This window comes from Pseudomonas sp. BF-RE-21 (assembly GCF_019947305.1).
GTDB lineage: Bacteria > Pseudomonadota > Gammaproteobacteria > Pseudomonadales > Pseudomonadaceae > Aquipseudomonas > Aquipseudomonas migulae.
The window spans coordinates 1-12211 of record NZ_JAGYGF010000094.1; the positions used below are offsets into that span (position 1 = coordinate 1).

Genomic DNA, 12211 nt, shown 5'->3' on the forward strand with positions numbered 1-12211 from the left:
CGTACGCTTTTGATTTCCACCACTCATCAGGCCGAGCGTTAGCTCGCCTTCCGCTTTTGATCTGAGCGCCCCCTCGAGAGGCCGAGTGGAGGTTCTGCGCAGTGGGCAACCCGGCATGGATGCCGGGTTAGCCGCCCCCGGCCATGGATGGCCGATGGCGGCGGGCCCACGGAGCAGGACCGGAGCGAGGGCATGCCGAGCCTAGGCGAGGCACCGAACGAAAGGGGCAAGAGCCCTTGGTTACTTGGGGCTCTTCCAAGTGACTCGCCGTAAGGGCGAAACCAATGTCAGCCGTGACCGAAGAAACGGATATGTACTCACCACCAAAACCAAACCAAAGCCCGCACACGAAACAACAGGCAATAAAAAGCCCCGCTTTTCAAGGCGAGGCTTTTGAGGTTTTCAGCGTTTCTGGCGTCTCAGGCAACCAGTGCCTGACGGGTACGCTCGATCACGGCCTGCAGCGGCTCGGCGCTGGAGTATTGATCGGGGTACAGGCGTTCGCTGTGACGAGCGATGCCGTGTTCGTTGACCAGAGTGAAACTGAAGCAGCCTTTGCGAGCGGCCATGATCAGGCAGTTCATTGGTGCAAAAGCGTTGGTTAGGGTGCGAATGGCATCCTGGGTGTGGATTTGAGTAGTCATTAATGGGTGTTCCTACAAGCGACACGGATAAGAACCGTGCAAAATTAAAACGTTCCAGTGACGACGACCACCATTGGTCGAACGAAGAACCCGACTGGAACAAAGCAGCCAGTTTGAAGCGCTGATTAAGTTGGCGCGCTTGGGCTGGCAGGTAGGTACTTAGGAGGGCAGGCAACACATCAAGGGCAAAGGTTCTGGGCCCGGGGTGAAGATCCTGATCAATTTGCAGGCTGGTTCGGTCAGAGTAAGTGAGCTTCGCAACACCCTTTGCTTTCGATTCAAAGGCTGTGTTGGCGCAAGGTTTACCTGGAAACCATCGAGGTGGTCGATCCCGCTTGTTCGGTTGAGGCTTCCTTTGGGAAGGCTGACCGGGAGGAATTGTTCGACCAGAATTGACTTTCAGCTTGGTACTAACGCCGCGGATACTAACGGATTGAATTGCAGAAAGGAAGTGTGTTAGTCAAAAACATCTCCCGGATGCCGCCATTCGTGTGCGGACTGGCGCTTACCCACAGCCAGATAGCGCCGGTTTCGCCCCGTAATGGCACAGATTCCGACCATCGGTCGTCGACGTTCGTCGGTTCGAAACCGGTCTGGATCATGGGTTCGCCAGGGTTTATCCCCAAGCCAGGTGAGAAAATGCGCCGAAAAAGCGCATGGATATAACTGCCTCGAAGGTACTTGTGCACATAAGTTGCGCGGACTGTCACCCCACTGTCATCTGCCCTTCAAACGTAGTGGGTGCCTGTAACCAAAATTTAAGTCAATGAAAAACATCGGTTTTTTTTACTGGTGAAAAAATCGTCAGTTTGACTGCGAGCCCCATTCCACAGGGCTTTGCGAGAGTTCAAGGGCGGTTGTCCACTGAGTTATCCACAGCTTCTGTGGATTGTCCCGAGCGCTTGCTCTAGGACGGGCGTGCCGGGTTTTTTTAGGCTTTACCTGTAAGAAAAAAAGAGTAGAGTGGCGCGCCTTCCGATCTGCCCCACAGTGCTTTATGAAGTTTCGCTCAGTACCAGCTTCCGCAACCTCGACACCTACCAGCGTCACCCCACCCAAGCGCTTTTCGATGCGTGTGGCCGAATGGCTGCTGGACAGCCCGCGCCTGGGCGAAAACCACAACGTCAAACATTTCGCCGGGCGTTTGCTCAAGCAGCCGGCGCGTGAAGGCGTGGTGGCCGCGCAGAGCCGTCTCGGTCAGTTGATGTGCCGCGAATGCGGGAATGCCCGGGACCGCCGTATCGGCCAGGACCTCTTGCGTCAGGCCGCGCGCGCCGGGGATCGGCGCGCTCAACAGGAACTCGGTCTGATCGAAGACTGAGCTGTCCAAGACCTGACACCTTGGTTAACCTTCAAGCTTTATCGAACGGGCAGGATTGGCTATGGCGATGGACTTGACCAGCATATTGCTCGGTCTGGCAGGTGCTGCACTGCCGTTGCTGGTATTGGCCTGGCAACTTCAGCGCCGTGCGAGCACCACGCAGTCAGAGGTTGCACTGCTGGAAGAGCGTCTGGCCATGGCCAACCTGGCACAGGATGGGTTGAATGCCCAGCTCGAAGCCGCTCGCGACGAAATCGCTGACCTGGGGCAGGCCAACGCCGCCAAGCAGGCAGACCTCGCCGCCTTGCGCCGTGAAGTCGAACTGCTGCAGATCGAACGTGATGACGCCCGCGACGCCGCTCATGCCTGGAACATCGAGCGCGCCGGCAAAGACGTTGAGTTGCGTCGCCTGGACGCTCAAGCCGCCTCGCTGAATGCCGAGCTGCGTGAGCAACAGGAAAGCCATCAGCAGCGTCTCAGTGACCTGCAAGGCTCGCGGGACGAGCTGCGTGCCCAGTTCGCCGAGCTGGCCGGCAAGATCTTCGACGAGCGCGAGCAGCGCTTCGCCGAAACCAGTCAGCAGCGTTTGGGGCAGTTGCTCGATCCGTTGAAAGAGCGCATCCAGTCGTTTGAAAAACGCGTCGAGGAAAGCTATCAGGCCGAGGCGCGCGAACGCTTTTCGCTGGCCAAGGAGCTGGAGCGTCTGCAACAGCTGAACCTGCGCCTGAGCGACGAAGCGACCAACCTGACCCGCGCCTTGAAAGGGCAGAAGACCCAGGGTAACTGGGGTGAGCTGATTCTCGAGCGGGTGCTTGAGCACGCCGGTCTGGAGAAGGGCCGCGAGTATCAGACCCAGGTCAATCTCAAGGGCCCGGATGGCGAGCGGTTCCAGCCGGACGTGATCATTTATCTGCCTGGCGACAAGCAGGTGGTGGTCGACTCCAAGGTCAGCCTGACGGCCTATCAGCAATACGTGGCGGCCGAAGACGATGCCATCGGCCAGATCGCCATCAAGCAGCACGTGCTGTCGCTGCGCAACCACGTCAAAGGTCTGGCCGGCAAGGATTACAAACGGCTCGACGGCTTGCACAGCCTGGATTTCGTCTTGCTGTTCGTGCCCATCGAAGCGGCGTTTTCCGCGGCGTTACAGGCGGAGCCAACGCTGTTTCAGGAAGCGTTCGACCGCAACATCGTGATCGTCAGCCCGACCACGTTACTGGCCACCCTGCGTGTCATCGACAGCCTGTGGAAGCAGGAGCGGCAGAGTCAGAACGCCCGTGAAATTGCCGAGCGGGCAGGGTGGCTGTACGACAAGTTCGTGTTGTTCATTCAGGACCTGGATGAAGTCGGCAATCGCTTGCAGCAACTGGACAAGGCCTACAGCTCGGCGCGCAACAAGCTGACGGAAGGCCGTGGCAACCTGGTCAGCCGCAGCGAACAGCTCAAGTTGCTCGGCGCGCGGGCCAGCAAGAGTCTGCCGGCGGACCTGTTGGAGCGGGCGATGACGGATGTTGATGGCCTGGTCGAGTTGCCCGAGTAACCTCAAAAGCATCGCCGGCAAGCCAGCTCCTACATTCGACCGAGTTCTAGACTGTAGGAGCCGGCTTGCCGGCGATGGCGTCCGTCAAAACACCACATCACTAAAAACCTGCCGATCTACAACGGCAAATGCCGACTCAACAACGCCCGCAACGCCGCCGGTTTCACCGGTTTGGCCAGGTAATCCAACCCCGCTGCATGCACCTGCGCCACTGTCTCGGGGTGCCCATCAGCGCTGATCACCACGCCTGGCACCGGCTCGCCCAAACGGGTGCGCAGCCACGCCATCAACTCGGTCCCGGTCTCGCCATCGTCCAGGTGATAATCCACCAGCGCCAATTGCGGACGTACGCCATCGCTGAGCAACGCCGCGCATTCGTCACGATTGCGCGCTGTCCAGACCTGACAACCCCAGCGGGTCAGCAAACTGTTCATGCCTATAAGGATGCTGTCCTCGTTGTCGATGCACAGCACCTGCGCACCGCTCAGGAGTTTGCCGTTAAGTTCGGTGACGTTGGCCGGCGCCGCGATTTGCGCCTGAGCCAACGGCACGCTGACGCTGAACACGCTGCCGCGCCCCGGCCAGGAACGCACTTGCAAGGTGTGGCCCAGAACGCGACACAGCCCGTCAGCAATCGCCAGGCCCAAGCCCAGGCCTTTCTCGGCACGGGTCTGGTGGCTGTCGAGGCGTTTGAACTCCTCGAAAATCACTTTCAGTTTGTCTTCCGGGATCCCCGGACCACGGTCCCAGACCTCCAGGCACAGTTCACCCTTGTGCCGGCGAACCCCTAAAAGCACTGGCCCCTTGGCGTAGCGAAAGGCGTTGGTCAGGAAGTTCTGCAAGATCCGCCGCAACAGTTTGATGTCACTGTCGACCCGCAGCGTACTGCCGCGAACGCGGAATTTGAGCCCCTGGTCCCGGGCCAGCGCCTTGAATTCCGCGCCAAGAATATCGAACAGCTCATTGAGCACGAACGGTTTCGGCTCCGGGTTGATCTTGCCGTTTTCCAGGCGGGAAATGTCCAGCAAATCGCTGATCAGGTCTTCGGCCGAGCGCAGTGATGAATCCAGGTGATGAACCAGTTTCTGCGCTTCGCTGGACAAGCCATCGTCCTGATGGGACAGGGCTGCAGAAAACAGTCGGGCGGCGTTCAGCGGTTGCATCAGGTCGTGGCTGACCGCCGCGAGAAAGCGGGTCTTCGACTGGTTGGCCGACTCGGCGGTGCCCTTGGCTTCGGTCAGGGCCACGTTGAGTTGCGACAACTCGTGGGTGCGCTCGGTGACCCGTCGCTCCAGGCCTTCGTTGGCTTCGGTCAGCGCCTGCTCGGCCTCGCGGAACGCGGTGATGTCGGTGAAACTCATGACAAAACCGCCGCCCGGCATCGGGTTGCCGATCAGCTCAATCACACGGCCATTGGGGAAAAGTCTTTCAGACGTGTGGGCACGGCCCTGACGCATCCAGTGCAATCGGCGTGCGACGTGCACTTCCGCTTCACCCGGCCCGCACAGACCACGCTCGGCGTTGTAGCGAATGATGTCGGCAATCGGCCGACCGACGCTGATCAAGCCATCCGGGTAATTGAACAGTTCCAGATAACGCCGGTTCCATGCCACCAGCCGCAGCGACTGGTCGACCACGCTGATGCCCTGGGTAATGTTCTCGATCGCGCCTTGCAACAAGGCGCGGTTGAATTGCAGCACTTCCGAGGCTTCGTCGGCGATGCGCACGACGTCCTCAAGTTGCATTTCCCGCCCTTCGATGGCGGCTTTTACCACCGCCCGCGTCGAAGAAGCACCCAGTACACCGGCCAGCAAACGTTCGGTATGGGCGATCCACTCGCTGTCGGCGTTCTGGTTGGGGTTGAAGCCTTTGCCCTGGCGATAGGCGAAACGGATAAAACTCTGACGGGCGCGTTCTTCACCGACAAACCGTGCCGCGAGTTGCAGCAGATCTTCGATTTGCACTGCCAGCATTGAGCGCGCGCTGGGGCGGGCACTGATTTCCTGGCCGATGAAACGCCCGGCCTGCCAGTGCTCCGAAACCCTTGTGCGTGACAGCACCGACACCCAGGCGAACAGCGTGAAGTTGGCCGCCAGCGACAACACCACGCCTTGGGTCAGCGGGGTGAGCGGCAGGTTCAGCGGATTGCTGTGTAGCCACGCCAGCCCGGGGAACGTGCTCAACGACACGCCGAGGCTATGCGCGGCAATAGGCAGAATCAGCGTGTAAAACCACAGGAACGTACCGGCGGCGAGGCCGGCGAACACGCCACGGCGGTTGGCCTGTTTCCAGTACAGCGCGCCAAGCATGGCCGGGGCCAGTTGGGTCACGGCGGCAAAGGCGATCTGGCCGATGGTCGCCAGGCTCGCGGTCGAGCCCAGCAGTCGATAGCTGACGTACGCCAGCAGCAAAATCACCACGATGCTGACGCGGCGCACCGACAGCATCCACTGGCGGAACACTTCGAACGGCCGCTCGGCGTTGTTGCGACGTAGTAGCCACGGCAACAGCATGTCATTGGAGACCATGGTCGACAGCGCCACGCTGGCAACAATCACCATGCCGGTCGCCGCCGAAGCACCGCCGATAAAGGCCAGCATCGCCAGTGCGGGATGGGCCTGGGCCAGTGGCAGGCTGATCACAAAGGAATCCGGCAACACTGAACTTGGCAGCAGCATCTGGCCGGCCAGTGCGATCGGCACGACAAACAATGCCGCCAACGCGAGGTACGCCGGGAACACCCACTTGGCCAGGCGCAAATCCTGCGGGTCGATGTTTTCCACCACGGTCACGTGAAACTGCCGGGGCAGGCAGATGATCGCCATCATCGCCACACCGGTCTGCACCACCATCGATGGCCAGTTGATGGTTTCCTTCCAGTAGGCTTCGAGGCGCGGCGCGAGCATGGCCTGGTCAAACAGGTCGTCGAAACCGTCGTACAAGCCGTAGGTCACGAACGCACCCACCGCGAGAAACGCGAACAGCTTGACCAGGGACTCGAACGCAATCGCCAGCACCATGCCGCGGTGGTGTTCGGTGGCGTCGAGGTTGCGCGTACCGAAGACGATGGTAAACAACGCCAGCACCAGCGACACAATCAGCGCCGTGTCCTGGGCGCGGGTGCCCATGGCGTCGGCACCGGCACCGATCAACAGGTTCACCCCGAGCACGATGCCTTTGAGTTGCAGCGCAATGTAGGGCAGCACGCCGACCAGGCAGATCAGCGCCACGACAATCGCCAGTGACTGGGATTTGCCGTATCGGGCGGCGATGAAGTCGGCAATGGAGGTGATGTTCTCCTGCTTGCTGATCATCACCATTTTTTGCAGGACCCACGGCGCGCAGACCAGCAGCAGGATCGGCCCGAGGTAGATCGGCAGGAACGACCAGAGTTGTTCGGCGGCCTGGCCGACGGCACCGAAGAACGTCCAGCTGGTGCAATAGACCGCCAGCGACAGGCTGTACACCCAGGCGCGCACTCGCGGCGGCAGCGGCGCGCTGCGACGGTCACCGTAGAAGGCGATGGCGAACATGATGGCCATATAGGCCAGGGCAACGGCGGCGATCAGCCCGCTGGACAGCGACATGGAAACTCCAGACAAAAGACACACGGGACGACAGCCCGGACAGACAGTCTCGCACGACCGTCCACGTTAGTCAGTGTCGACCAAGGTCGTGGAGTGGCGGGGTGTCGCAGGGTTGCTCTTGTAGGAGCGAGGCTTGCCCGCGAAGGCGTCATCACTGGCTGAAAGCAATCTCGATCAACCGATGCAACTCCTCAACCTCCAAAGGCGCCGGCGAAAACAGAATGCGAAAAACCGTAGGCGCCGCCATCAGATTGATCAGCCGATCAACACCCGGTTTCGGCTCATCCGGATAACGATCCAGAATCATCTGCAACTGCCCGCCAATGATCGTCACACACAGACCCGGCGTCGGGCTCGATTGCACATCGCGCAGCATGTTGCGGCCAGGTTCGGAGCTCATCTCGTCCAGATACTGCTCGGCCCAGGCCTGCACATCTCCGCGCAGGCTGCCGGTGTTGGCAGGCTCGCTGTCGGGTTGCATGCGCGCCAGGGCGACATCCGCCAGCAGCGCCGACAGATCGCCCCAGCGCCGATAGATGGTCGACGGCGTAACCCCCGCGCGAGCCGCGATTTGCGGGACGGTCACGGTGGAGCGGTCCTGTTCTTCGAGGAGCGCACGGACTGCCGAATGAATCGACTCTTGCACCCGGGCACTGCGGCCGCCGGGGCGTAAACCTTCTTTAATAGCCATGGAGCGGACCTTAACACAAAGAATTTGCTTTAAGCGCAGACGAGTAGCACACTCCGCAAAAGCAAAAAGTTAGCTTTTGCGGAGTGTGCGCATGTCGAGTTCTGTTTCAAACCGTTCAACCCTGTGGTTTCTGGCGATCACTTTACTGAGTTTTCTCGCCGCTTCCACGGCGCCGACGCCGTTGTATCACTTGTATCAGGAGCAGCTGCATTTCTCGGCAGCAACCTTGACCGTGATTTTCGGCATCTACGCCATCAGTCTGCTGGTGGCGCTGCTGACGGTCGGTTCGCTCTCGGACTATCTGGGACGCAAGCCGGTCATTTTCAGCGCCGTCCTGCTGAACCTGCTGGCGATGCTGCTGTTTATCAATGCCGACAGTGTGGCGTGGTTGATCGGCGCGCGGGTGCTTCAGGGGTTCGCGACCGGGATGGCCACCGCCGTATTGAGCGCCGCGCTGCTGGACACCGATCGCCAGCAGGGGCCGCTGATCAACAGTGTCGCGCCGCTGCTCGGTATGGCGGTTGGCGCCGTGGGGTGCGGCTTGCTGGCCGAGTTTGCGCCGCTGCCGCTGCAGCTCACGTATTGGGTGTTGTTCGCGCTGTTTGTGATGCAGGCGCTGTATGTCTGGCGCCTGCCGGAAAGCGTCAGTTCGCAACCGGGGGCATGGGCCTCGTTGCGGCCGACCCTGCATGTGCCGACCCAGGCTCGCTCGACCTTGTGGCGAGTGTTGCCGCTGAATATCTCGACCTGGGCGCTCGGCGGTTTTTATGCCTCGCTCGGCCCTTCGTTACTGCGCACGGCCACCGGTTCCACCTCGAACCTGATGGGGGGAGCGGCAGTCGCCGCATTGACGCTGACCGGCGCGCTGATGATCTTCACCCTGCGCAACCGGCCTGCCGCCAAAGGCCTGTTGCTGGGCGGCACGTTACTGCCCATCGGCCTCGTGTTGCTGTTGCTGGGTGTGCACAGCGCCAGCCTGGCATTGTTTTTCCTCGGCACGCTGGTGGCCGGTTGCGGATTCGGCGCCGGTTTCCTCGGCGCGGTGCGCAGTCTGGTTCCGCTGGCGCAGCCCCATGAGCGGGCCGGGTTGATGTCGGCGTATTACGTGCTCAGTTACCTGGCGTTCTGCTTGCCGTCGTTGCTGGCGGGGAATCTGACGCGCACGTTTGGCCTGGTGGCGACCACCGATGGTTATGGTGCCGTGCTGATCGTCCTGTCGGTCGGTGCGTTGCTGGCGTTGATGCGGCCACGGCCTGCGGAAGTGTGCAGCGCGACCGGTCATCCATAAAAAAACGCGGCGCCGTTCAAGGCGCCGCGTTTTTGTGTGCAGCGATCAAATCTGTGCAAATCCGCCATCGACGAACAACTCGATCCCATTGATGAAGCTGCTGTCATCCGATGCGAGGAACACCGCGGCTTTGCCCACCTCCGATGGCGTTCCAAGACGGCCAATCGGCACTTGGCTGGCGAGGTAGTCCAGCAACCCCTGCTGCTGGTCTGCTGGCGCAAGTTCAGTCAGGCCGGGCGTGTGAATCGGGCCGGGGCTGATGACATTGACGCGAATCCTGCGGGCTTTCAAATCCAGCAACCAGGAGCGGGCAAAGTTGCGCACCGCCGCTTTGCTGGCGCTGTAGACGCTGAAGTTTTCCGTACCTTTGGTGGCGGTCGTGGACGCGGTGAGAATCACCGAACCGCCGTCCTTGAGCAGCGGCAATGATTTCTGCACGGTGAACAGCAGGCCTTTGACGTTGACGCCGAAAATCCGGTCGAAGTGTTCCTCGGTAATCGCGCCGAGGGGCAACATGTCGCCACCGCCCGCATTGGCAAAGACGATGTCCAGAGTACCGGCCTTGGTCCTGATCACGTCGAAGATGCGGTCCAGGTCGGCAAGGTTCGCGACGTCGCCCTGAATCCCGGTGACGTTGTGACCAATGCTGCTGACCGCGGCATCCAGTTCGGCCTGGCGGCGGCCGGTGATGAACACCGTGGCGCCTTGGTCGACGAATGCTTGAGCCGATGCCAGGCCGATGCCGGTGGTGCCGCCTGTGATCAGTGCAACCTTGCCTGTGAGTGTGTTGCTCATGAGGTGAATCTCCGCTGAGTCGTTAAGGAAGTTCCTGGCACCGTCGTGCGCCGTTGAACAAACTCTATGTCGGAAGATTCATCGGAAAAATCGCCTGAATCGGGTTTGTTTGTACATGGTTGTGGACAATACTCAAGGCTCGTCCCTTGAGATGTCTGTCATGAATCAACTGTTGGCCATGCGTGTTTTCTCCCGCGTCGTGCAGGCCGGTTCGTTTACCAGGGCCGCCGACTCGCTGAACATGCCAAAAACCTCGGTCAGCAAACTGGTGGCCGAGCTTGAAGAACACCTCGGTGCGCGGCTGTTACAGCGCACCACGCGCCGGCTGACGGTGACGGCGGATGGCATGGCTTACTACGAGCGCGCCTTGCAATTGATGGTGGAGCTGGACGATCTGGACAACAGTTTCGCCAGTGCCCAGGGCCACCCGCGCGGCAGGATTCGCGTCGATGTCGGCGGCTCGGTGGCGACGATCCTGATCATCCCCGCATTGCCGGATTTCTATGCCCGATACCCGGACATCCAGGTCGAGTTGGGTGTCAGCGATCGGCCCGTGGACCTGATCAGCGAAAACGTCGATTGCGTGATTCGCGGCGGGCCATTGACCGAACTCTCCATGGCTGCGCGACCCCTGGGCCTGTCGTCATGGACCACCTGCGCCACCCCGGGCTATCTCGAACGTTTTGGCACCCCGACGGACCCGCGAGACCTTGAGAAAAATCATCGCATCGTCAGTTATCACTCGGCGCGTACCGGGCGGGTAATGCCGGCGCGATTCGAGCGCAACGGTGAAAAGTTCGAGATTCGGGGGCAGGGAGCATTCAGTGTCAACGAGAGCAATGCCCACCTGGCCTCGGGGCTGGCGGGTCTTGGGGTGATCCACACGTTCACTTACACCGTGCAACCGCACATCGAGCGTGGCGAGCTGGTGCCGATTCTTCAGGACTGGCGCCCGCCCCGGTATCCGTTTCACGTGCTGTATCCGCCGAACCGGCACCTGAGTAACCGGGTTCGGGTATTTATCGATTGGCTGGCGCAGCTGTTCGCCGGTTTGGGTTAGCCTTGGCACGCCATTTCTTTCGACGGACCGCCCATGAAGATCATTCGCAGCCAATCCTTCACCGCTGACCGTGCCTGGGGAGCGCTGGACATCGCCAACATGAACGGCATCACCACGCGTCTGCACTGGACCGATCAGCCATACAAGTGGCATGTGAATGATGGCGAGGAAGTGTTCGTTGTGCTCGATGGCCAGGTGCAAATGCGCTATCGCGAAGCAGGCCTGGAGAAAGCGGTGATGTTGGCGGTCGGCGATATCTTTTACGCCTCGGTGGGCACCGAGCATGTGGCGCATCCGCTGGGGGTGGCGAGGATATTGGTGATCGAATCGGAAGGCAGCGTTTGATGCTATATCTACAAAATAGATAACAGTTAGAGATATTACCCGTTATATAGATATTCGATTTGGACCTACCCTGAACTCCACCTCAACAGAGGACAGGAGTTCGCTATGACATGCCCCAACGCCACCCCCGTTTACAAACCTTTCAGTCACTTGCAGCACCCGCGCGAGGTCATCCGCCAGTTCACCCCGAACTGGTTCGCCGCGACCATGGGCACGGGCGTTCTGGCGCTGGCCTTGGCCCAGTTGCCTGGCGCGACGCCGGGTCTGCATGCGATCGCCGAAGCCCTTTGGCTGTTCAATATCGGTCTGTTCATCTTGTTCACGGCGCTGTACGCGGCGCGCTGGGTGCTGTTCTTCGATGAGGCCCGGCGGATTTTCGGGCACTCCACGGTTTCGATGTTTTTCGGCACGATTCCCATGGGGTTGGCGACCATCATCAATGGCTTCCTGCTGTTTGGCCTGCCGCGCTGGGGCGAGGGTGTCGTCCATGTGGCCGCGCTGCTGTGGTGGCTGGACGTGGCGATGTCGCTGGCCTGCGGTGTGCTGATTCCCTACATGATGTTCACCCGCCAGGAACACAGCATCGATCAGATGACCGCCGTTTGGCTGTTGCCAGTGGTGGCGGCGGAAGTGGCGGCCGCCAGTGGCGGGTTGCTGGCGCCGCATTTGGCCGAGGCCCATGGGCAGCTGGTGGTGTTGGTGACGAGCTACGTGCTCTGGGCATTTTCCCTGCCGGTGGCGTTCAGCATTCTGACCATTCTCATGCTGCGCATGGCGCTGCACAAACTGCCTCACGAAAACATGGCCGCGTCGAGCTGGCTGGCGCTCGGCCCGATTGGTACCGGGGCGCTGGGCATGTTGCTGCTGGGCGCCGACGCGCCGGCCATCTTCGCCGCCAACGGGTTTGCCGGCCTGGGTGAAATCGCGGCGGGGCTGGGGC

Annotated in this window: 10 protein-coding genes; 6 read left to right on the forward strand and 4 right to left on the reverse strand. The window is 60.7% G+C overall.

Translation table 11 applies throughout. The features are described from left to right. Window positions 1-419 precede the first annotated feature (419 nt). Window positions 420-644, reverse strand: coding sequence for a hypothetical protein (locus KGB25_RS29855; RefSeq protein WP_008031832.1), 225 nt, complete (start codon window positions 642-644; stop codon window positions 420-422). 997 nt (window positions 645-1641) lie between these two features. Here KGB25_RS29855 and KGB25_RS29860 point away from each other — a divergent pair. Then, complete coding sequence (locus tag KGB25_RS29860) at window positions 1642-1965, forward strand: sel1 repeat family protein (RefSeq protein WP_192416977.1); 324 nt, start codon at window positions 1642-1644, stop codon at window positions 1963-1965. Window positions 1966-2140: 175 nt separating this feature from the next. Further along, on the forward strand, window positions 2141-3505 hold the full coding sequence (gene rmuC / locus KGB25_RS29865) for a DNA recombination protein RmuC (protein ID WP_177318191.1): 1365 nt from the start codon (window positions 2141-2143) through the stop codon (window positions 3503-3505). A gap of 116 nt (window positions 3506-3621) precedes the next feature. Here the strand turns inward: rmuC and KGB25_RS29870 are convergent, their stop codons facing one another. Both KGB25_RS29870 and KGB25_RS29875 read right to left on the reverse strand, forming a co-directional pair. Continuing rightward, window positions 3622-7092 carry a hybrid sensor histidine kinase/response regulator gene (locus KGB25_RS29870; protein WP_008031826.1) on the reverse strand — a complete coding sequence of 1157 codons (3471 nt, stop codon included), beginning with the start codon at window positions 7090-7092 and terminating at the stop codon, window positions 3622-3624. Between the two features lie 151 nt (window positions 7093-7243). Beyond that, window positions 7244-7783, reverse strand: a complete 540-nt coding sequence (locus tag KGB25_RS29875; RefSeq protein ID WP_192226134.1) for a TetR/AcrR family transcriptional regulator — start codon at window positions 7781-7783, stop codon at window positions 7244-7246. A 91-nt stretch (window positions 7784-7874) separates the two neighbouring features. Here KGB25_RS29875 and KGB25_RS29880 point away from each other — a divergent pair, with 91 nt between their 5' ends. Further along, window positions 7875-9071, forward strand: coding sequence for an MFS transporter (locus KGB25_RS29880; protein ID WP_223437938.1), 1197 nt, complete (start codon window positions 7875-7877; stop codon window positions 9069-9071). A gap of 45 nt (window positions 9072-9116) precedes the next feature. Here the strand turns inward: KGB25_RS29880 and KGB25_RS29885 are convergent, their stop codons facing one another. Continuing rightward, complete coding sequence (locus KGB25_RS29885; RefSeq protein WP_008043718.1) at window positions 9117-9866, reverse strand: SDR family NAD(P)-dependent oxidoreductase; 750 nt, start codon at window positions 9864-9866, stop codon at window positions 9117-9119. A 160-nt stretch (window positions 9867-10026) separates the two neighbouring features. On the opposite strand from KGB25_RS29885, the gene KGB25_RS29890 reads away from it, so the two are divergent. The 3 genes from KGB25_RS29890 to KGB25_RS29900 all read left to right on the forward strand — a co-directional run. Continuing rightward, complete coding sequence (locus KGB25_RS29890; protein ID WP_008031819.1) at window positions 10027-10926, forward strand: LysR family transcriptional regulator; 900 nt, start codon at window positions 10027-10029, stop codon at window positions 10924-10926. A 33-nt stretch (window positions 10927-10959) separates the two neighbouring features. After that, on the forward strand, window positions 10960-11271 hold the full coding sequence (locus tag KGB25_RS29895; RefSeq protein WP_192226140.1) for a cupin: 312 nt from the start codon (window positions 10960-10962) through the stop codon (window positions 11269-11271). A gap of 105 nt (window positions 11272-11376) precedes the next feature. Further along, on the forward strand, window positions 11377-12211 hold an 835-nt coding region (locus KGB25_RS29900; protein WP_223437940.1), incomplete at its 3' end, for a TDT family transporter.

What these genes read in the sequence shown, in the direction of transcription:
- KGB25_RS29855 (WP_008031832.1), bottom strand. Translation starts at nt 644, where the DNA reads ATGACTACTCAAATCCACACCCAGGATGCCATTCGCACCCTAACCAAC.
- KGB25_RS29860 (WP_192416977.1), top strand. Translation starts at nt 1,642, where the DNA reads ATGAAGTTTCGCTCAGTACCAGCTTCCGCAACCTCGACACCTACCAGC.
- KGB25_RS29870 (WP_008031826.1), bottom strand. Translation starts at nt 7,092, where the DNA reads ATGTCGCTGTCCAGCGGGCTGATCGCCGCCGTTGCCCTGGCCTATATG.
- KGB25_RS29875 (WP_192226134.1), bottom strand. Translation starts at nt 7,783, where the DNA reads ATGGCTATTAAAGAAGGTTTACGCCCCGGCGGCCGCAGTGCCCGGGTG.
- KGB25_RS29880 (WP_223437938.1), top strand. Translation starts at nt 7,875, where the DNA reads ATGTCGAGTTCTGTTTCAAACCGTTCAACCCTGTGGTTTCTGGCGATC.
- KGB25_RS29885 (WP_008043718.1), bottom strand. Translation starts at nt 9,866, where the DNA reads ATGAGCAACACACTCACAGGCAAGGTTGCACTGATCACAGGCGGCACC.
- KGB25_RS29890 (WP_008031819.1), top strand. Translation starts at nt 10,027, where the DNA reads ATGAATCAACTGTTGGCCATGCGTGTTTTCTCCCGCGTCGTGCAGGCC.
- KGB25_RS29895 (WP_192226140.1), top strand. Translation starts at nt 10,960, where the DNA reads ATGAAGATCATTCGCAGCCAATCCTTCACCGCTGACCGTGCCTGGGGA.